Origin of the sequence: Curtobacterium poinsettiae, assembly GCF_025677645.1 — a bacterium.
GTDB classification, from domain to species: Bacteria; Actinomycetota; Actinomycetes; order Actinomycetales; family Microbacteriaceae; genus Curtobacterium; species Curtobacterium poinsettiae_A.
On sequence record NZ_CP106879.1, the window covers coordinates 1768080 to 1788215 of the forward strand.

18 protein-coding genes and 1 tRNA gene are annotated in these 20136 nt (G+C 70.7%); 14 read left to right on the plus strand and 5 right to left on the minus strand.

Annotated elements, in window-relative coordinates:
* Nucleotides 1-28 precede the first annotated feature (28 nt).
* The 5 genes from OE229_RS08595 to OE229_RS08615 all read left to right on the plus strand — a co-directional run bounded on the left by OE229_RS08595 (nucleotide 29) and on the right by OE229_RS08615 (nucleotide 5024).
* Nucleotides 29-1141: a prephenate dehydrogenase gene (locus OE229_RS08595; RefSeq protein ID WP_262137431.1), complete on the plus strand. Its 1113-nt coding sequence runs from the start codon at nucleotides 29-31 to the stop codon at nucleotides 1139-1141.
* Between the two features lie 215 nt (nucleotides 1142-1356).
* Nucleotides 1357-2052, plus strand: coding sequence for a (d)CMP kinase (gene cmk, locus OE229_RS08600; RefSeq protein WP_262140122.1), 696 nt, complete (start codon nucleotides 1357-1359; stop codon nucleotides 2050-2052).
* A gap of 109 nt (nucleotides 2053-2161) precedes the next feature.
* Entirely contained in the window at nucleotides 2162-3682 is a 1521-nt protein-coding gene (gene der / locus OE229_RS08605; RefSeq protein ID WP_071405612.1) for a ribosome biogenesis GTPase Der, read from the plus strand.
* A gap of 135 nt (nucleotides 3683-3817) precedes the next feature.
* Nucleotides 3818-4444 carry a hypothetical protein gene (locus tag OE229_RS08610; protein WP_262137432.1) on the plus strand — a complete coding sequence of 209 codons (627 nt, stop codon included), beginning with the start codon at nucleotides 3818-3820 and terminating at the stop codon, nucleotides 4442-4444.
* Nucleotides 4445-4502: 58 nt separating this feature from the next.
* Nucleotides 4503-5024 (plus strand): hypothetical protein, encoded by a 522-nt coding sequence (locus OE229_RS08615; RefSeq protein WP_259581168.1) that lies wholly within the window; start codon nucleotides 4503-4505, stop codon nucleotides 5022-5024.
* 92 nt (nucleotides 5025-5116) lie between these two features.
* On the opposite strand, the gene OE229_RS08620 is transcribed toward OE229_RS08615, so the two are convergent.
* Complete coding sequence (locus OE229_RS08620; protein WP_262137434.1) at nucleotides 5117-7264, minus strand: RecQ family ATP-dependent DNA helicase; 2148 nt, start codon at nucleotides 7262-7264, stop codon at nucleotides 5117-5119.
* 75 nt (nucleotides 7265-7339) lie between these two features.
* Entirely contained in the window at nucleotides 7340-8815 is a 1476-nt protein-coding gene (locus OE229_RS08625) for a hypothetical protein (RefSeq protein ID WP_262137435.1), read from the minus strand.
* Nucleotides 8816-8885: 70 nt separating this feature from the next.
* Here OE229_RS08625 and OE229_RS08630 point away from each other — a divergent pair, with 70 nt between their 5' ends.
* The 4 genes from OE229_RS08630 (at nucleotide 8886) to OE229_RS08645 (ending at nucleotide 11201) form a co-directional block, all read left to right on the plus strand.
* Nucleotides 8886-9716 carry an endonuclease/exonuclease/phosphatase family protein gene (locus tag OE229_RS08630; protein WP_262137437.1) on the plus strand — a complete coding sequence of 277 codons (831 nt, stop codon included), beginning with the start codon at nucleotides 8886-8888 and terminating at the stop codon, nucleotides 9714-9716.
* On the plus strand, nucleotides 9713-10294 hold the full coding sequence (locus OE229_RS08635; protein WP_262137439.1) for a hypothetical protein: 582 nt from the start codon (nucleotides 9713-9715) through the stop codon (nucleotides 10292-10294). The genes OE229_RS08630 and OE229_RS08635 overlap by 4 nt, the downstream gene beginning before the upstream one ends.
* A 160-nt stretch (nucleotides 10295-10454) precedes the next feature.
* Nucleotides 10455-10528 (plus strand) — tRNA-Pro (locus OE229_RS08640).
* Nucleotides 10529-10883: 355 nt separating this feature from the next.
* Nucleotides 10884-11201, plus strand: a complete 318-nt coding sequence (locus OE229_RS08645; protein WP_262137440.1) for an alpha/beta fold hydrolase — start codon at nucleotides 10884-10886, stop codon at nucleotides 11199-11201.
* Between the two features lie 140 nt (nucleotides 11202-11341).
* Here OE229_RS08645 and OE229_RS08650 read toward each other — a convergent pair whose 3' ends face one another.
* Together OE229_RS08650 and OE229_RS08655 are read right to left on the minus strand one after the other, a co-directional pair.
* Nucleotides 11342-11971, minus strand: coding sequence for a DUF1345 domain-containing protein (locus OE229_RS08650; protein WP_182065971.1), 630 nt, complete (start codon nucleotides 11969-11971; stop codon nucleotides 11342-11344).
* Nucleotides 11972-12039: 68 nt separating this feature from the next.
* Nucleotides 12040-13050: a helix-turn-helix transcriptional regulator gene (locus OE229_RS08655; protein ID WP_262137442.1), complete on the minus strand. Its 1011-nt coding sequence runs from the start codon at nucleotides 13048-13050 to the stop codon at nucleotides 12040-12042.
* Nucleotides 13051-13278: 228 nt separating this feature from the next.
* Here OE229_RS08655 and OE229_RS08660 point away from each other — a divergent pair, with 228 nt between their 5' ends.
* From OE229_RS08660 to OE229_RS08670, 3 genes are read left to right on the plus strand one after another with little or no spacing between them, the layout of a single operon-like run.
* On the plus strand, nucleotides 13279-14430 hold the full coding sequence (locus OE229_RS08660) for a glutathione-independent formaldehyde dehydrogenase (RefSeq protein WP_182065973.1): 1152 nt from the start codon (nucleotides 13279-13281) through the stop codon (nucleotides 14428-14430).
* A 2-nt stretch (nucleotides 14431-14432) separates the two neighbouring features.
* Nucleotides 14433-14897 (plus strand): hypothetical protein, encoded by a 465-nt coding sequence (locus OE229_RS08665; protein WP_182065974.1) that lies wholly within the window; start codon nucleotides 14433-14435, stop codon nucleotides 14895-14897.
* 35 nt (nucleotides 14898-14932) lie between these two features.
* Nucleotides 14933-16063 carry a zinc-dependent alcohol dehydrogenase gene (locus OE229_RS08670; protein ID WP_369010594.1) on the plus strand — a complete coding sequence of 377 codons (1131 nt, stop codon included), beginning with the start codon at nucleotides 14933-14935 and terminating at the stop codon, nucleotides 16061-16063.
* A gap of 310 nt (nucleotides 16064-16373) precedes the next feature.
* Here the strand turns inward: OE229_RS08670 and OE229_RS08675 are convergent, their stop codons facing one another.
* Nucleotides 16374-17432, minus strand: coding sequence for a GAF domain-containing protein (locus tag OE229_RS08675; RefSeq protein ID WP_262137443.1), 1059 nt, complete (start codon nucleotides 17430-17432; stop codon nucleotides 16374-16376).
* A 196-nt stretch (nucleotides 17433-17628) separates the two neighbouring features.
* Here OE229_RS08675 and OE229_RS08680 point away from each other — a divergent pair, with 196 nt between their 5' ends.
* Nucleotides 17629-18624, plus strand: a complete 996-nt coding sequence (locus OE229_RS08680; RefSeq protein ID WP_259581190.1) for an AraC family transcriptional regulator — start codon at nucleotides 17629-17631, stop codon at nucleotides 18622-18624.
* Between the two features lie 200 nt (nucleotides 18625-18824).
* Complete coding sequence (locus OE229_RS08685) at nucleotides 18825-19850, plus strand: S66 family peptidase (RefSeq protein ID WP_262137445.1); 1026 nt, start codon at nucleotides 18825-18827, stop codon at nucleotides 19848-19850.
* Nucleotides 19851-20136 lie beyond the last annotated feature (286 nt).

A 20136-nucleotide genomic window follows, 5' to 3' on the forward strand; every position in this document is an offset into this window, starting at 1 on the left:
CCCGAGCCTCGATCGGTAGGCTTGCCCGGTGACCGACCTGACCCCGACCGACATCGACCGCCGTCTGCGCGGCCCGGTCCGGGTCGTCGGTGCCGGCCTGCTCGGCGCCTCGATCGGCCTGGCCCTGCGCGAGAAGGGTGTGGACGTCGTCCTCGACGACGTCTCGCCAGCCACGCTGGCGCTCGCCGTGGACTACGGCGCCGGGCGTCGACCGGCTGCCGGCGACCAGCCGGAGCTCGTCGTCGTCGCGGTGCCGCCGGACGTCGTCGCGATGGTGGTCGAATGTGAGCTCGCCGCCCACCCCGACGCCGTGGTGACGGACGTCGCCAGCGTGAAGTCCGGGCCGCTCGCCGCCCTGGTGGCGGCCGGGGCCGACGTCTCCCGCTACATCGGGTCGCACCCGATGGCCGGACGCGAGCGCAGCGGTCCGACCGCCGCACGCGCCGACCTGTTCGTCGGTCGCCCCTGGGTGATCGCCGGCCACGACGGCATCACGTACCAGCGTGCCGCGGTGGTCGAGGACCTCGCGCTCGACGTCGGCGCGACCGTCGTGCCGATGGACCCCGAGTCGCACGACCTCGCCGTCGCGTACGTCTCGCACGCGCCGCAGCTCGTGTCGACGCTCATGGCCTCGCGTCTGCGGGACGCCCCCGACGGGTCGCTCGGCCTGGCCGGTGGCGGCGTGCGCGACGTCACCCGGATCGCCGCGAGCGACCCGGGGCTCTGGGTGCAGATCATCGGGGCGAACGCCGGCCACATCCGGCCGGTGCTCACCGACCTGCGCGACGACCTGTCCCGCGTGATCGACGCGCTCGGTGACCCGGACGGTGCCGGATCGCCGCGCACCATCGCCGAGACGATCGCCGACGGCAACCGCGGGGTCGAACGGCTGCCGGGCAAGCACGGCACCACCAAGCGCTTCGCCCAGGTGGTCGTCCTGGTCGACGACACCCCCGGGCAGATCGCCGCACTCCTGACGTTCATCGGGGAGATCGGCATCAACCTCGAGGACATGCGCCTCGAGCACTCACCGGGCGCACAGATCGGCATCGTCGAGGTGTCGGTGCTGCCCGAGCAGGAACAGCGACTCGTCGAGGAACTCGAGGGGCGCGGATGGAGGATCGCAGCAGCATGGGCCTGAACGACGACACGAACGACTCCGGCGTGACGAGTGGACGCGCTCCGGCCGGTGGGACCGACGGGCCCGACTCGGGCCTGCCCGCGCCTGGTACCGGCGGCGCCGGCGGCCCGCTCGGTAGCCCGGGTGACGGCTCCGGCGGCGACGGCGGTCCGCTCGGCGGTCCCGCCGGCGGCCTCGGCGAACCCGGCGGGGAGCCCGGTTCGACCAGCGCCCCGATGCCGTCCGGCCTGGCCGACGGCGCCTACGTCGCGAAGTTCGTCATCGCGGTCGACGGCCCCGCCGGCAGCGGCAAGTCGAGCGTCTCCCGCGCAGCTGCCCGCGCCCTGGGCTACGGCTACCAGGACACCGGCGCCGCCTACCGCGCACTCGCGTGGCACGCCCTGCAGCAGCAGGTCGACCTCGACGACGCCGCGGCGATCCTGGCGAGCTGGGACACCTTCGACTACGCCATCGGCACCGACCCCGACGACTACTACGTCAGGGTGGGGGAGACCGACGTGACCGAGGCGATCCGCACGCCCGACGTCACCGGCGCGGTCGCCCACATCGCGAAGCTCCCGGACGTCCGGAAGCGCCTGGTCCAGCTCTTCCGGAACGTCATGCGGAAGACCGACGCCCCGGGCATCATCACCGAGGGCCGGGACATCACCACGGTCGTCGCACCCGACGCCGAGGTCCGGATCCTGCTGACGGCCGACGAGTCCGTTAGAATGGCCCGACGCTCGGCAGAGGTCACGACCCAGTCGGCCGCCGAGACCTCCGCAGCACTCGCTCGTCGCGATGCGGCGGACGCGAAGGTCGTCGACTTCATGAACGCCGCCGACGGCGTCACGACGCTCGACTCCACCGACCTCGACTTCGACCAGACCGTGCAGGCGGTCGTCGACCTGGCCCGCGCGGCCACGCACTGACGCACGACCGGACGGCCTCGGCCGCCTGGTCACCCCACGGCCGGACCCCCGGCCCCGGCCGGCAACGGCCACCGACACCGCGGCCCCGGCCGCTCGCGAGGAACCCAAGATGGCTCAGCTGGACAACCCGGACAACGACGACTTCCCCCGGTACGACGACGCCCTCGGCGAGCGGCTCGCCGGACTCGACGAGGCCGAGGCCGAGCAGCGCGCGACCGCGCTCCGCGCCGGACTCGAGGAGTACGACCTCGAGGACGAAGACCTCGCCCTGCTCGAGGCCGGTCAGGTCGGCGAGGACGGCGTCCACTACCTGCCCGCCTACCCGGTGCTCGCGATCGTCGGCCGCCCCAACGTCGGCAAGTCCGCGCTCGTGAACCGCATCCTCGGTCGTCGTGAGGCCGTCGTGCAGGACGTCCCCGGCGTCACCCGCGACCGTGTCAGCTACAAGGCCGACTGGAACGACAAGCGCTTCACGCTCGTCGACACCGGCGGCTGGGAGCCCGGCGCCGAGGGCATCAACGCCTCCGTCGCCGCGCAGGCCGAGGTCGCCATCGACCTCGCCGACGCCGTGCTGTTCGTCGTGGACGTCACGGTCGGGATCACCGCCACCGACGAGCACGTCGTCAAGATGCTCCGCGGCACCGACCGCCCCGTCATCGTCGTCGCGAACAAGGCCGACGACGAGCGCCGTGAACTCGACGCCTACGAACTCTGGAACCTGGGGCTCGGCGAGCCGCACCCGGTGTCGGCCCTGCACGGCCGTGGCGTCGCGGACCTGCTCGACCTGATCATCAAGACGCTGCCCGACACCTCGGCCGTCGCCAAGCAGGAGGTCGGCGGCCCCCGCCGCGTCGCCATCCTCGGCCGCCCGAACGTCGGCAAGAGCTCACTGCTCAACAAGGCCGCCGGTGAAGAGCGGGTCGTCGTGAACGACATCGCCGGCACCACCCGCGACCCGGTGGACGAGCAGATCGAGCTCGGCGGCAAGGTGTGGCGCTTCGTCGACACCGCCGGCATCCGGAAGCGCGTGCACATGCAGCAGGGCGCCGACTTCTACGCCTCGCTCCGCACCACGGCCGCGCTCGAGAAGGCCGAGGTCGCCGTCGTCGTCCTCGACGTCACCGAGCCGGTGTCCGTGCAGGACCTCCGCATCATCGACCTCGTCCTCGAGTCCGGCCGTGCCCTCGTGCTGGCTTACAACAAGTGGGACCTGCTCGACGACGAGCGACGCCGGTACCTGGAGCGCGAGATCGAGCAGGACCTGGCGCACGTCGCCTGGGCCCCGCGCGTGAACATCTCGGCCCGTACCGGCCGCCACCTCGAGAAGCTCGTGCCGGCGCTCGAGACGGCACTCGAGTCGTGGGACACCCGCATCCCGACCGGCAAGGTCAACGCCTTCATCGCCGAGCTCGTGCAGGAACACCCCCACCCCGTGCGCGGCGGCAAGCAGCCTCGCATCCTGTTCGGGACCCAGGCGTCGAGCCAGCCGCCGACCTTCGTGCTCTTCACGTCGGCGTTCCTCGACCCGCAGTACCGACGCTTCATCACGCGTCGTCTCCGCGAGGTCTGGGGCTTCTCCGGCACGCCGATCAACGTCAACATGCGGGTGCGCGAGCGCCGGAAGCGCTGAGCCCACCCCCGTCACGCAGAACGCGCCCCGATCCGTCGGGGCGCGTTCTGCGTCCGGGGGCCCGGTCATCGCTGGTCGGCGTTCGGCCTGGAGGCCCGCGGGCGGTCCGGCGCGCCGGTGCGGCATCATGGGGACGTGCGTACCAGGCCGTGGGCAGCGGACCGACGTCGGTCCGCCCTGGTGGGCGTCGTCGTCGGTGTGGTCGTCGTGGGCTCGGTGTCCCTGCGGACGATCGCGCACGCACCGGACGACGGCGACTCGGTCACCCGTGCCGACCCCGTGCCCTCCGAGCCGGCGCGGTCGCCCGACGTCCGACTGCCGCCGTCCAACGGCCTCGAGGAACCGATCGAGCCCCAACCCGTCCGTCCGGTCGACGGTTCGCCCATCGATCCGTGGTGGCGCCGCGTCCCACCGGTCTCCGGCGACATCGTCGGCATCGGGGCCGCGGCCTCCGGGCACGTCCGGATCGCCGGGAACACGGGCGACGAGACCCTCGCTGTGGAGATCGACCACCTGGAGACCGGCGGGGACGGCCCGGTCGACGTCGTACTGTCCGCGGGGACGGTGCGCGGCGGCGCGAAGCCGGTGTGGACGCCCGCCGGCGAGTCCTACGACCTGTTCCAGGCCGCCGGGGTCGAACAGGGGCTGACCGTCGTGCTCGGCGAACCGTGGTCACTGCCCGACGAGGTCCGGTCCCTGGTCCTGCTCGACGCCGACACCGGCACCGTGCTGGGTGGCGCGGCACTCGTCCCGTCGGACTGAGCCGTCCCCGCCCGGGGCCACGTCCGCTGCCGGCCTCGGGATGGGGCACGATGTACTGGTGACGCAGCAGAACGACGGACTCGGTGTGCTCGCCGACCGCGTGTGGTGCCGCCTGCGGCTCGACCGGTTGGCCGGAGGTCGGCAGTCCGGGTACGTGATCCGCGAGGACATGCTCGAACACCCTGACACGGTGCGCTCGTTCCGGTGGATCCGGTGGCTGCTCGTCGCGGAGACCGTCGTCGGCCTCACCGCCATCGTGGTCGCCGTGCTGCTGACCAACGCGGGGGAGTCCCTGTCGTGGGCGGTGTGGTTCCGGTCCACCGTGGTGCTGCTCATCACCCTGACGCTCTACGTGTTCGCCTGGCGGGCACAGCTCGGGTACTACTGGGCGTACCAGCGGCTGCGGTTGTTCAGCCGGATCTTCCCGATCGTGACGCTGATCGTCGCGGCGATCCCCGGTCTCTACCCGTTCTGGATGGTCATCGAGCAGATCCTGTTCTCGGTGCTCATGGTCGGGATCGGCGACGTGCTGACGAGCGACCACATGCGGACCACGTTCCCGAAGCCCGCGCGGCGGTAGCGCTCGCGCGGTCGGCCCGGGTCTGCGACAACCCACGCGTCGATCGACACGTGGACTGTCGCAGGAGTGGTGCGAGGTCGATGCGACCCGGCCTACGCGACCGTGGCCAGGGCGAACGGGAGCACGGCGGACGCACCGGCGCGCCGGAGCTCCCGGCCGGCGACGGTCATCGTCCACCGGCTGTCGACCAGGTCGTCGACGAGCAGCACCGGGCCCTCGTGCGCCTGCAGGGCGGCGGCGAGCGACGGATCGACCACGAAGGTGTCCCACACGCCGGACAACCGGTAGGCGCTGTTCGTCGCACCGTCCCCGCGGGGAGTCCCGCCGTTCCGCCCGAGCGTGCCGAGGAACTGCAGCCGCCCGATGGTGGACAGCGCCTGGGCGAGGGACCCCACGAGCTCGGGCCGTGACCGCGATGACATCGCGACGACGCCGGTCGGCCGGGTCTCCCACGGCCAGTCCTTGAGTGCCCGGACACAACCGTCGACGAGCTCGCGCGAGATCGGGGCATCGGGGGTGGACGGCGAGAACAGCGCACGCAGGGGGCCACCCCAGCCGAGGTCGGTCAGACGCGCCACCGCACGTCCGGGTTGCACGAGCTCGTCCGGGCCGATCTTGCCCCGTACCGAGACCCCGAGCGACGACATCCCCGAGGGCCACTGGGCACGCGGGGCGATCTCGACGCCGACCTTGTCGAGCGCGGCCGCGGCTCCGGACGAGTCGGTGTCGGAGACGGCGGTCGGGAACCAGGCACCGGCGCAGTTGTCGCACCGGCCGCAGGGCTCTGCCGAGGGGTCGTCGAGGTCCTGCTGCAGCAGCTGCATGCGGCAGGCCGAGGTGGACTCGTAGTCGAGCATCGACGCGGCCTCGGCAGCGCGGGCCGCGGCGACCCGCTCGTACCGGGGCGCGTCGTACTCCCACGGCTGCCCGGTCGACACCCAGCCGCCGGTGACGCGGCGGACGGCGCCGTCGACGTCGAGCACCTTGAGCAGGAGTTCGAGGGTGGAGCGCTTGATGTCGACCAGGCCCTCGAGCGCCACGGTCGACATCGCGGTGTCGGTGGACAGGGCGCCGAGCACGGCGGCGGCGCGGGCCTCGGTCGGCATCGAGGCGCTGGCGAAGTACTGCCAGATCTCGCGGTCCTCCCGCCCGGGCAGGAGCAGGACGTCGGCGTTGTCGGTCGCACGACCGGCACGACCGATCTGCTGGTAGTAGGCGACGGGCGACGATGGAGCCCCGACGTGCACGACGAACCCGAGGTCGGGCTTGTCGAACCCCATGCCGAGCGCACTCGTGGCGACCAGGGCCTTGAGCTCGTTGCCCTTGAGCTGCTGTTCGAGCTGTTCGCGCTCGTCGGTGTCGGTGCGCCCCGTGTAGGCGCGGACGGCGTACCCGTTGTCGCGCAGCAGCCGGGCGATGTCCTCGGCCGCCGAAACGGTGAGCGTGTAGATGATGCCGCTGCCGGGCAGGTCGCCGAGGTGGGCGAGGAGCCACCCGAGCCGCTGCCGGGCATCGGGCAGCGTGAGCACGCCGAGGCGCAGGGACTTGCGGGCCAGGGACCCGCGGATCGTGAACACCGGGTCGGCCGGGCCGGCGGTGAGCTGTTCGGCGACGTCCTCGACCACGCGCTCGTTCGCCGTCGCGGTGGTCGCCAGGACGGGGACGCCGTGGGGGAGCGACCGGATGAGCTCGGCCAGTCGGCGGTAGTCCGGCCGGAAGTCGTGGCCCCAGTCCGAGATGCAGTGCGCTTCGTCGACCACGAGCATGCCCATCCGGGCGATCAGGGTCGGCATCTGCTCGTCGCGGAACTTCGGGTTGTTCAGGCGCTCGGGGGAGACGAGGAGCACGTCGACCTCGTCACGGGCGAGGGCTGCCTGGGTCTCGCCCCACTCGTGGGCGTTCGCGGAGTTGATCGACACTGCACGGACACCGGCCCTCGCGGCGGCGGCGACCTGGTCGCGCATCAGGGCGAGCAGCGGCGAGACGAGCACCGTCGGACCGCCCCCGCGTCGGCGCAGCAGCAGCGTCGCGAGGAAGTACACCGCGGACTTGCCCCACCCGGTGCGCTGCACGACCAGGGCGCGCTGCCGGTGCTCGACCAGCGCGGAGATGGCCTCGAGCTGGCCGGGGTGGAACACCGCGTCGGGGCGACCCGTGAGCGCTGCGAGCGCCTGCTGCGCCTCGGCGGCGATGTCCGCAGAAGGCGAGACGACGGACGGAGCGGCGGTGGGGGTGTCCATGCCCCCATGCTGTCAGCACCGACCGACGAAACCCGACCCGAGCCTCCGATCTGTGGAGAACGCGACGGGGCGCGCCTACTGGTACGTGACCAACGACGGCGTCGGCTGCACGTCCTGCATGGTCTGCGCGGGTGTCAGCATGGGCGTGTCCTCGTCGTAGAAGTTCTTCCAGCCCCAGTGCAGCCCCTCCGGTGCGCCCTGGTGCAGCGCCTTCCAGGTCGCCTGCTTGTCGGGCTGCGATCCCTGCCCGTCGACGTGCACGAGCATGTCGAGTTCCGGGTGGGTCTTGAGCGCGGCACGGTCCTGGATCATCGACAGCCGGAACTGGTGCAGTACCAGGGCCTTCGGCGGCAGCCCTTCCTCGCGCACGAGCGAGGCCAGCCACGAGGACACCTCGTTCACCTCGGACGCCGACACGCTGCCGATCTGCTCGAGGGGCACCTGGTCCTTCGTCAGCCGCCACTCCGGGTCGAGCGCCAGCCAGACGCCGGGCTTCTTCAGCAGTGACTCGTACTGCTTGGCCTGCGACAGGAAGTCCGACCGCCCCGGCTGCAGGTCGATGATGACCGGCATGTCCGCCTCGTGCGCGGCGTCGACGTAGGGTTCGAGGGTCGAGACCGGCAACTCGGTCGAGTAGTCGCCGTCAGCGCCGGCGTCCCCGGCGGCGACGGTCGCGATGACCTCCATCGCGGGCGTCACGAGCTCGTCGGACTCGGCCCGGTACGGCTTCGCGACCTGCTCGGCCCGCTGCACGGTCTCCTTCGGCCCCTGCTCGCCGAGCACGCCCAGCGCCGGCGCCCCGGGAGCCCCGTACAGCGCCACGTACCGGTGCCCGTCGAACGGCCGCTGCCCGCCGTTCCGCAGCTGGAAGCCGCCCTCGGCCGCCCGGACCGTCCACTCCGGATCCGGCAGGGCGTCGAACGCCGCGCCGACCAGGACGGTCGGGTGCTCCGCCCGCTCGTGCAGCGCCGTCACCACGTCGGGTGCGGCAGCCGGATCGGTCACGCCCTCCGGCATGGTGACGACCTTCGCGCCGGCGGCCTTCGCCGTCGCCACGGCAGCAGCGTCCGCACTCGCGTCCGCCACCACCACGGTCGCCTGCCGGGAGGCCCGGGTCGACTCCGGCGCGTCACCGCCGTCCGGCGCCTGCCGCTGTTCGACGTCCGTGTCGACCGACACATCGCCCTCGGCCTGGTACCAGTCGGCACCGAGCCGGTCGAGCTCGCGGGCGACGGCAGCGCTCGTGTTCTTCGCGGTCAGCAGCACCGGGACGTGGGCGCTCGCCGCAGCCTCGGCCGCATCGCGGATCCCGTCGGTGTCGCCGGCCCGGGCGACGACCGCTCCCGGAGCACGCGCGAACAGGGCCTTGCTGACGCGGACGGACCGGGCTGCGGCGTCCGCAGCGTCGGCAACCGTGACGGTGGCGGCCGAGGCCTTCGCCAGGGTCGGGCGGCTCGTGTCCGGTCCGCTCGACGTGCACCCGGCGGCTCCGAGCAGCAGCCCGGAGACCGCGATCGCGACCAGGAGACGAGGGGTGGAACGAGAACGCATCGAGCCACCATACGAGCCAGACGGAGAGGTCCCTGGGAATCCGACGGGTGTCGTCTCGTAGAAGGGAGGCATGCCCCACCACCCCGACGACCGCCCGCTCATCGGACCGGTCCGGTCGCCCGAGGTGCACTGCATGACGCTCAACGTGCGTCGCCGCGTACCGCGACCGCCCACGCACCTGGACGCCTGGGAGCGTCGCCGAGAGGCCGTGCTCGCGCTCGTCACGTCCGAAGCGCCCACCGTCCTCGCCGTCCAGGAGGCCCTCCCCGCGCAGGCCGACGACCTGACGTCCGGCCTCGGGTCGGGTTGGGAGCCCGTCCTGGCCGGACGGGGAGCGCGCGGCGGAGGCGAACAGGTCGGGCTCTTCCTGGACCGCTCCCGGCTCGACGTCGTCGAGCGCCGCACCTGGGCGCTCTCCCGCACGCCCCACCGCCCCGGCTCGCGATCGTGGGTCACGTCCTTCCCTCGGCACGCCGTCGGTGCCGTCGTCGACGACCGCGCGACCGGCGTCCGGTTCCTGGCCATCGCCACGCACCTCGACGTCGCCTCGCCGTGGGCCCGACTCCGGTCCGCCGAACTGCTCGGCCGGATCGTCCGGCAGCGCGGCCTGCCCGCCGTGGTCATGGCCGACTGGAACAGCCCCGCCGGTTCCGCACCATGGCGAGCCCTGGCGGAGGCGGGGGTCGAGGACAGCTGGGGGCGGGCCTCCAGGCGGGTGGGCGAGCCCTACGGGACGTACCCGCACTACGGGAGTCCGCGCGTCGGTGGCCGACGGATCGACGGGGTGCTCGTGACGTCCGAGGCAGAGGTGGACCGCGTCGCGGTCGACGTGCGGCGGCCGGGCGGCGTGTGGCCGTCCGACCACGCCGCCGTGCACGCGGTCGTGCGGTGGGCGTCGTGATCGCCACGCTCGGGCCGACGTTCCTGCGGCCACGGTTCCTCGTGGCCGACGTGGTGCGGGCCGTGACGCTCGTGAGCGTCGTCGTGGCAAGCGTCGGGTGGGGCGGAACGGCGTTCCCGGTGATGGCGCTGGCGCTGCTCGGGGTCGTCGTGCCGCGGATGCTCGGGCTGCGGCCGGCGTTCGACGTGGCGGTGTGCGTGCTCGTGCTCCTCGCCGGGTGGTCGAGCGTGCTCGAGTGGTACACGACGGTCTTCCTGTGGGACAAGTTCATGCACGTCGTGCTGACGGGGCTGCTCGCGGCGGTGCTCTACGTCATCGGTGCCGACCTGCGGGCGGTGCCGGCGCCGCACGCCGAGCGCCGGGTGGTCGTCGCGGTGCTCGCGCTGTGTGCGGGACTCGCGGTCGGGGCCGTCTGGGAGATGGGGGAGTGGCTCGGGCACAACTTCGTCGACTCGAAGATCTTCGTCGGGTACGACGACACGATCGGGGACCTGGCGGCCGATGGGTCCGGTGGGTTGCTCGTCGGGCTCGGGTTGCCGTGGTTGGGGGCGCGGCGCGAGGTGGTGCGGCCGGGCTGAGCGCGCATGCGCGTTCGCCTTCTCCGCTCGTTCGGTGCTCGTTCGGTGCGACTCGCCGTGGCACGGAGGGGGTCTGACGTCCGCTATGCTGGACCGGTCGCTCGCGCTCCGGTCGGACGTGGGCGAGGATCCTCCGGGATCCTGAGTTCTCCGGAACTCGCGGGCTGTGGCGCAGCTTGGTAGCGCACTTGACTGGGGGTCAAGGGGTCGCAGGTTCAAATCCTGTCAGCCCGACCGAAGCGTGTCGGACACCACGACGGATGCCCACCGAGGATATCGGTGGGCTTCTTCGTTCCCGTGGCTGTCGTTGGGTCGTGCGTACAGGGCTGCCTCACTGCGACGTTCAGCGGACCACCTGTGTGCGACACGAGTCATCTGACCGTTGCGGCCCGGTGGAGTCGGACACAGCGTTCCGGGACGGGCCCGGCTAACGGACGCCGGTGGCGGACCTCTAACCGGCTGTCCGGTTCGGCTCGTCGTCATCGACGAGGCGCACCGGGAGTTGGGTCCGGGGTCGCTCGAGGACGGTTTCGGCCCTCCGGAGCACGGTTGCTCGCGAGCGTCCACATCGTAAGCCCTCGCGGGTGTCGTGCATTCGGCACACGCAGACCGTGCCGTCGTCGAGCGAACGGTGCTGCACGCCGACCCGTCCGTCCTCGAAGCGGCCGGTGACGCGCGAGAAGCGTCCGAGGAGGTCAGCGTCATCCAGGACACGGCCGCGTTCGCAGCGTTCGAGCGAGATGTGCTGCCCGGTCTTCGCGGCTCCGACGACGGGGTCGCACTCCGGGACCACTACCCAAGAGGAACCTTCGTCGTCCTGGACGCCGCCGGACACAACCTGCACCTCGAGCAACCCGAAGTCACCGCCGCGTTGGTCCGCGATCGGTTCGCACGCATCGACCGGTAGCCCATCACCTATCGGACGCCGCCACTCCGTCACTTCTCGTCAAGCCCGTTGGATGGCGTCGAAGATGAGCATGCGAGCTCGATCTCGGGTCGAGTAGACCCGCTTGTCCGTTCCACTGGTGGGCACGATCGTCTTCGTTCTCACCCTCCCTGGGCGAGGCCGGTGATCAAGTTGATGGCGACTGCGACGACGAAGGTTCCGAAGAAGTAGGACAGCAGCGCGTGGCCCAGGGCGACCCTGCGGGACGGAGTGGATGACTGGGTGATGTTGCCCGCGTTGTAGGCCATCCCGATCGAGAAGGCCGTGTAGGCGAAGTCACTGTAGGACGGGTCCTCGTCCTGGTCGAAGTCGAAACGGTGGCGGTCGTCGATGTAGTACATGCGCGCGTACTTGAAGGCGTACACGGTGTTCATGACCGCCCATGCCGCCACGACGCCGACGACCGCCAGGATCGCGGCCGCGGACCCGACGGGGTCCTTCTGCTGGCTGCGGATGAGCGCGAAGATCACGAGGACGAGGCTGAGGAACGTGGCGGCGATGACGAGCACGTCGACCAGCTTCCGCGATCGCTCCTCGTGGCGGGCGAGGGATCTGGTCCGTTCGGGATCGGCCGGCCAGGCCTCGGACCACGCCCAGAAGAGGAACACTCCTGATGCGATGGCCCAGCCCAACAGCGGTGAGAGATCGGGGACGCCGAGGAGCGCGGCGATCGCCGCGACCGCTCCGCCGATGATCACGGCAACGCCTGCCTTCATGGAAAGGTGGGACATGACTCTTCCTTCCTGAACGGTGGTTCTTCGTTCTGTCGCGCATGCGCTTCGATGCCACCGCGCGGCCCTCACCCGGGCCGGGTTTGCGAGAGGGGGAGGTAGAGACCGGCGCGCTCGGCGCGCACGGCGGCGAGCGTGCGCGACGTGGCGTCCAACTTGGCCAGGATGTGCTCCAGGTGCGCAGCGACCGTGCGGGGTGCGATCGCCAGCGCCCGGGCGATCTCCAGATTGGAGCATCCCTCGATGACGTGGCCCAGCACCTCGAGTTCCCGCGGCGTCAGGCCTCTCAGGTGCCCCGCGGGTGAGAGCATGACGACCCCGCAGGCCACCGCGATGAGATCTCGCTCGAAGGCCAGCACCGTCGCCCGCATGTAACCGTCCGGCGACTGCCGGCTCCCACGCGGCCACAGGAACGTGGCGTAGCTGTGCCCCTCGTCGATGGCGTCCCTGGCCGCGGTGATGAGTGCGGAATCGGTGGCGAGGAGCGCGTCATCGGACAGGCCCGGAATGCGGGCGACCCCGTACCCGGGAAGCAGCACCACACCGGACCCGGCTCCGCTGACGAAGGCTGCCGATGCTGCCAGCGATCGGACCGGGTCGATAGCCGATGCGAGATTCGGCATGAGTCGAGCGAGTCGTCGGCGAAGCGTCTGCGACGGCGGAGCCGCGCTCCGGAACAGCACTGTCATGAAACCCACGTGCCGACCTCCGTCCTCGAACAGCGCGACGGACAATGCTTCGTGGAACCCCGCGGGGAGGAGGCACTCCGCCCAGGTCTGCAGGTCTGCGGACGAGTAGGGCAGATCGGACAGGCTGGTGGGAGGCCGCGCGCGATCGGCACCGGTCCTTTCGATGTCGCGCGCCATCTCGGGACCGCTCAGATAGCGGACGCTGGACTCGTCGAGGTCCGTGCTCGCGATCGCGCTGTACCCCGTGCCTCCCCGCTCTGTCAGCGCCATCCATGCACCGTCGAAGGGGATGTGGTGGTGCAGCTCGTCCAGCAGAGCCTGGGCCCGATCGCGAACGGGACCCGGGCGCGCTGCGATCTCGGTGAACCGCAGTGCAGCAGTGCGTGTCACGGTTCGATCACCTCACGATCATCGGCAGCGGGCATCGAAGGAGTTGTCCAAAAACCGTCTGTCGCCGGTGTAGCACGGTGACGCGGCACACGGGTCCAGACCGCGTTAACCCGTATGGGCGTGTCTGCCGATGGTGCCCCCGCTCCGGGGGGCGTGGCATGGAGGTGTCGCGTGGCCGACCGGCTCGCGGCGCATACCAGGGCACGTTCCGCACGGGAGGAGACGAACATGAAAGCCGTTGTCTACGAGGGGCCGCACAAGGTCACGGTGCAGGACGTCCCGGATGCGCGCATCGAGCACCCCACCGACGTGCTGGTGCGCGTCACCACGACCAACATCTGCGGATCCGACCTCCACATGTACGAGGGGCGCACCAGCTTCGAGACCGGGCGCTGGTTCGGGCACGAGAACATGGGCGAGGTGGTCGAGGTCGGCGACGGCGTCGACAAGGTCAAGATCGGGGACCACGTCGTCCTGCCGTTCAACGTGGCGTGCGGGCACTGCAAGAACTGCGAGCGGGGGCTGACCAACTACTGCCTCACCGCGCAACCCGTCCCGGAGTGGGCCGGTGCTGCCTACGGGTTCGCCGACATGGGGCCATGGGCGGGCGGCCAGGCCGAGCTGCTGCGGGTGCCATGGGGCGACTTCAACTGCCTCCGACTGGGAGAGGACGCCGAGGAGAAGTCAGCCGACTACGTGATGCTCGCCGACATCTTCCCGACCGGCTACCACGCCACCGAGATGGCAGGAGTGCAACCGGGAGACCAGACCGTCATCTACGGCGCCGGCCCGGTCGGCCTGATGGCCGCCCTGTCGGCCACCATCCGCGGAGCGAGCAAGGTCATGGTCGTCGATCGGCATCCGGACCGACTCCGGCTGGCGGAATCCATCGGTGCGATCGCGATCGACGACTCGAAGGTGGATCCGGTGCAGGCCGTCCTGGAGCAGACCATGGGTCTCGGCGCCGACAACGGCTGCGAATGCGTCGGCTACCAGGCGCACGACCCCAGCGGGGACGAGCAGCCGAACCTCACGCTCAACCGCCTCGTCCAGTCCGTGCGGTTCACCGGCCGGATCGGCACCGTCGGTGTCTTCGTGCCGCAGGACCCCGGCGGCCCCGGCGAACTCGCGAAGCAGGGGCAGATCGCCTTCGACATGGGACTGCACTGGTTCAAGGGCCAGACCATGGGCACCGGACAGGCACCGGTCAAGAAGTACAACCGCCGGCTCCGGGACCTCATCGCCGCGGGCAAGGCAACGCCGTCGTTCATCGTCAGCCACGAGCTGCCACTCGACCAGGCACCCGAGGCGTACGAGCACTTCGACAGCCGCGACGACGGGTGGACCAAGGTCGTCCTCAAGCCGGGGAAGGCGGGCTGATCATGGCTGGGAGAGCGGCTGCCGCAGTCGGACTCGGCGTCGCAGGTGTCGCGGCGGGCCTCGTCGCACGCTCCCTCGTCAAGAAGGAGCGCGAGTCGGACGGCGACGGCGCACACCCCGAAGGGTGGAAAGCTGTCACCGTCCTCGGCGACGCCTCTGACTTCGCGCGCGATGGATACCCCGAACCGTTGCAGCGTCTGGCGGGATCGCTCGAGATCCGGATCGACCCGGCTCCCGGAGTCGAGGGCTTCGAGGTCCACGCCCGAGTCCGCAAGGGGGTCGACGTCGACGTCGACGGCGACCCGAACGCTGCGTTGCGTGCAGCGCTGCGCGATGCGAAGCAGGTCTTCGAGACCGGCGAGATCCTCCGTGCGACACCGAGACCGCACGGAAAACGCCCGCGCACCCTGCTGGGCGCTGCGGTCGACACGGCAGAAGACGATGCGAAGGGCGAGGGTGTGCTGTGAAGGCGCTGTGCTGGACCGGAGTGAACGAACTCTCTGTGGAGAACGTCGACGATCCGGAGATCCTCAACGCTCAGGACGCCATCATCAAGGTGACGTTGAGCACGACCTGCGGGTCCGACCTCCACCTCCTCGGCGGGTACGTCCCGACCATGCGGGCAGGCGACGTGCTCGGTCACGAGTTCATCGGCGAGGTCGTCGAAGTCGGATCGGCCGTCACCAAGCACAAGGTCGGAGATCGCGTCGTCGTCTGCTCGTTCATCAGCTGCGGGAAGTGCTGGTACTGCCGGAACGAGCTCTACTCGCTCTGCGACAACGGCAACCCGAACGCTGGCATCCCCGAGATGCTCTGGGGTCAGGCACCCGGCGGCTGCTACGGCTACTCCCACGCGTTGGGCGGCTGGGCCGGTAGCCACGCCGAGTACATCCGTGTGCCGTACGCCGACCAGGGCGCCTTTGCCGTTCCCGAGGGGGTCAGCGACGAGCGGGCGCTCTTCGCCTCCGATGCCGCCCCGACCGGATGGATGGGCGCGGACCTCGGCGGTGTCCGGCCGGGCGACGTCGTCGCTGTGTGGGGCGCGGGTGGGGTCGGCCAGATGGCGGCGCGTGCCTCGCTGCTGCTCGGCGCCGAACGGGTGATCGTGATCGACCGCTTCCAAGAGCGGCTGACGCAGGTCGAGCAGGTCATCGGCGCGGAGACCATGAACTACGAGACCAGCGAGGTGACGGCGGAGCTCCGCGAACTCACGGGCGGCCGTGGCCCCGACGTGTGCATCGAGGCGGTCGGGATGGAGGCACACCACGACGGACCCGACTTCGCGTACGACCAGCTGAAGCAGCAGCTGCGACTGCAGACCGACAGACCCACCGCCGTCCGTGAGGCGATCTTCGCCGCGCGCAAGGGCGGGAGCCTCTTCGTCCTCGGAGTGTTCGGGGGCTTCGTCGACAAGTTCCCCCTGGGGGCGGTGATGAACAAGGGCCTCACGATCCGGTCCGCGCAGCAGCACGGACAGCGGTACATCCCGATGCTCCTGGAGCGGATGGCCCGCGGCGAGATCGTCACCGAGCACCTCGCGACGCACGTGATGCCGCTCGACGACGGACCGACGGGGTACGCCATGTTCAAGGAGAAGACCGACGGGTGTGTGCGGGCGGTCTTCCAGCCTTGACCGACCTCGAACCGCCTTGCTCGTGATCGGTCCCAGTCGATGGGGAGACCGATCCCCTCGCGCAGGCGCACGTCGTCGCTGCGATGACGACGGCCCGCTGACTCGAAGCAGGCTCGATCTTGGGTGCTGACCCGAGAAGGGCGGCTCCGACGTCGACGTCGAGACGATCCTGCCGAGGCCGACTTCTGGTCGTCAGTCGATTGCTCAGACGGGAGGGGCGGGGGTACCCGATCCCGTCCCTCCCGTCTGAGCTTGCACCCCGCGCCGTGCGGCGCGGCATGCTCCACCAGACCCGAACCTGGTGGAGGTCTCAGCGCCGGTACAGGGCGTTGCGTGCCAGGACCGCGAAGTCGCGCAGGAGGTCGAGCTCCACGGCGTCCTCCCCGCGCGGGGAAGGGTCGAACACGCAGACCGCCCCGACCCTCGTCCCGTCCAGGTCCTCCAGCGGATGGCCCGCGTAGAAGCGGATCCGTCCCCGCCGTGCGACCTGTGGGCGGTTCCGGTCCCAGGCGTCCTCGATGACCGTCGGTCCCGAGTGCAGCACGGTCGAACGGCAGAAGGAGTCCTGCAGCGCTCCCGTCCCGCGTGGGAACCACACACTCGCCGCGGACCACTGCCGTCCCAGCGGCAGGAACGTGATCGCAGCCCCCCTCGTGCGGAAGAGTTCCGTCATCTGCTGCACCATCCGGTCGAGGGCTGCGTCGGCCGGCGCGTCGACGACACCCAGGCGACGGATCGCGTCGTACCGGTCCTGCACACGCTGCGGCGTCGACCGGATCCACTGCGGGCTCCCGGCGCGGGCCCGTTGCTGCTCGAGCAGCAGGTGCACGACCTCGAGGAACAGCGGTGGGGTGCACGTGACCACGTCGGTGTCCACGCCGAGCACGACCAGATCTCGTCGCGCCTGCTGCAGTGCGTGCACGAGCGCGGACTGGTCCTCCTCGTGCGCCAACGCGAGCACGATTTCCGTGGTCGGCGCGAGGAGCGGTCGGAGCTGATCGACCAGGACGAGCGCTTCCTCGGCGGCACCGACGACCGCGGTGGTCGTCGTGCGGCTGTGGACGACGCTGCCGGACAGGCAGACCACCACCACGTCGTAGTTGGCGGCGTGGATCCCGCTCCCGGCCGAGAGCAGCGTCTGGCCGGACCAGCTCGACCACGGCACCGCTGTGACGTCCACACCACGTCCGGACCGTGCAGCCACGTTCTCCGCCATCGTCCGCGCGGCGTCGGGCAGCGACACTCCGGGCGCGAAGACCGCATCGCCGAACACGAGGATCCGGTCCGAGTCCGCGCCGCTCGCCGACGCGGTGACGATGCGCGGCGCGGACGAACGGTCGGGCAGTCGTGGGGCTTCCAGCATGGTCATCGTCAACCTCCTTGTTCGACGCGGCTGCTCCTGGACTGCTCTGGTTTCCGGGAGCCCGACGGGTGCGCGCCGGCTGGACACGACCGTAGACAGGGCGGAAGAGCACACGCCATCCGTTGCGCGCGGAGTCACCGTCGTTCAGCGCGGGATCGTGTCCGGTGGACGTGGACGTGGACGCGGCCGGTAGAGTCGCGCCATGACCGGGGCAGCGACGGAGATGTTCGCCTCGCATCGACTCGCCGCCAGCACGACCGTGGACGAGGCCGCGGCCGTGCTCAGTGAGGTGTTCCTCCCGGTGCAGGTCACCCCGTCCGAACCCGTCCCGGGTCTGCGCATGCACTTGAACGCGCTCACGGCCGGTCGGATCACGTTCGGCTACATGCGCTTCCGCGAGGCCGTCCGGATACACACCGCGGAGCCCGTCAACTACCACCTCGACATCCCCGTTCAGTCCCACACGACCATGCGCGCCGCCCGGGGACCGCGGTTCCGCGGGACCGAGCAGACCGCCGGGGTCTTCATGCCGGGTCGATCGGTCGAGCTCGACTGCAGCGACTGGTTCGCGCAGGTCGCCATCATGATCACGCGCAGCGATCTGGAGACCGAGCTGGAGCTCTTGCTGGACGCACCGGCCTCGACGCCGCTCGAGTTCGAGCCCCAGTTCGACCTCACGACCGACGGTGGCCGGGCCGTGTCGCAGGCCGTCCGGCTCGTCGACGAGGGGTCCCGGCGGACGCCTGGCCTCCTCGCGCATCCACTCGCGGTGCGCAGCCTCGAGCAGGTGTTCCTGCACAGCCTGCTGCTCGGGCAGCCGCACAACTACTCGAACGCGCTCGACATGCCCCGGGGAGGATCCGGGGCCCGATCGGTCTCACGCGCTGTCGAGCTCCTTCGCCAGGACCCGGCGCGGTCGTGGACGGTCGGAGAGCTCGCGTCCGCCGTCTCGACGAGCGTCCGCAGCCTCCAGGAGGCCTTCCGACGGGCCCTCGACACCACGCCGATGGCGTACCTGCGCCGGCTCCGGTTGGAGCGAGCCCGTGAGGACCTCATCATCGCCCCCTCGGGCAGCGTCACCGTGTCGGAGGTCGCCGCCCGCTGGGGCTTCCTGCACGTCAGCCGGTTCGCCGGCTCGTACGCGGAACGCTTCGGCGAGCTGCCATCCGCCACGCTGCGGCACACAAAACGTCCTTGAGTCGATCTGGCGCAGACGCGGGGGTCCAGCGGCCGACGTCCCCCACAGCTCGAGGGCGATGATGACATGCTGTCGGCCGGGGCATGCCTCGAACACCTCGCCCAGCGGCCGTGAACGATCGAGCGCGAGCTGACGTGCACAGAAGGCCGGGTTGCCAATCGGCTGTCGGGACATCCTTCGGATGCCGTTACGGTCGAAGCATGGCGAGCATCACCTACCCAGCGTCGCTCCGACCAGGCGGGCGGGTCGAGGTTCCTGCGCCGTCGATGGGTGTCCCCGTGCATCTCCTCGAGCGATTGCAGGCTGCGGTCGACGCGCTCACGTCACTCGGGTTCGAGATCCATGTGCGCCCGCACGCGTCCACGGCTGGTCTGACCCCTGCGTCTGCCGCTGCCCGCGCCGAGGACCTGCACGCTGCGTTCGAGTCAGCCGACGTGGTCCTTCCACCGTGGGGCGGGAAGCTTGCTGTCGAATTGATCGAGAAGATCGACTGGGATGCCCTCGCCGAAGCTCGCCGGTGGTTCGTGGGGTGGTCGGACATCTCGACACTGCTGCTACCCCTGACAACGCGGACCGGCCTCGCAACAATCCACGGCGCGAACCTCATGGACGAGCCATACGAGCTGCCTGACGAGTTCGAGCGGTGGACCGAGGTCGCGGCGCTCCCGTCAGGAGGTTCCTTCGAGCAGCACAGTGCGCCTCGCCGGCGCAGCCGCCCGTGGGGAGCGTGGGCCGATGAGCCGTTGGATCGCGAGCACGCGTACGAAGCCCCAACGAGATGGCGGTCGCTCGACGGAACGCATGACGTGACGATGCGCGGCCGCCTGGTCGGTGGCTGCCTTGAAACCGTGTCGCTGCTCGCCGGAACGCCCTACGGCGACGTACCCGGATTCGCGCGGAAGTACGCCCCGGAGGGCACGATCGTCTACCTCGAAGCGGCCGAGTCCAACGCGATCGCAGTCCTTCGGATGCTCACCTCGCTGCGCCTCGCGGGCTGGTTCGACGATGCGAACGGTGTTCTCATCGGCCGCACCGACGGCCCGGCTGTGCCCGAACTGGCCCAGGACGAAGCAGTGCGTCGTGCGCTCGGCGACCTCCACGTGCCGGTACTCCTCGATTTCGACACCGGACACCAGCCGCCGCAAATGCCACTCGTGAACGGCGCCCTGGCAGAAGTCCGACTCAACGGAGCGGACAGCTCGATCGTGCAGCACCTCGTCCCGTAGATCGACCGGTCAGGGATCGTCTGTCGGACGGTGGTCGTCTCAGCCGGTTACGTCGAGCCGGTGAGTTGCCAACGCGCAAGCGCATAAGCGGACCTGGGCGTGCGGCCGGACGTCGCTCTGCAGGTACCCGGCTCTTCGAAGTCCGATGGCGCGGGTCTCAGCGCCGTCGAACGGCGTCCCGACTCGTTCGGTGAGGGCACGCCAGTGGACGACTGCTTTCGCCGTTCTCTCACGTCCGCCCGCAGCACGCACCGACCTGACCTCGCGCTGGCCGCGACCGGACGGC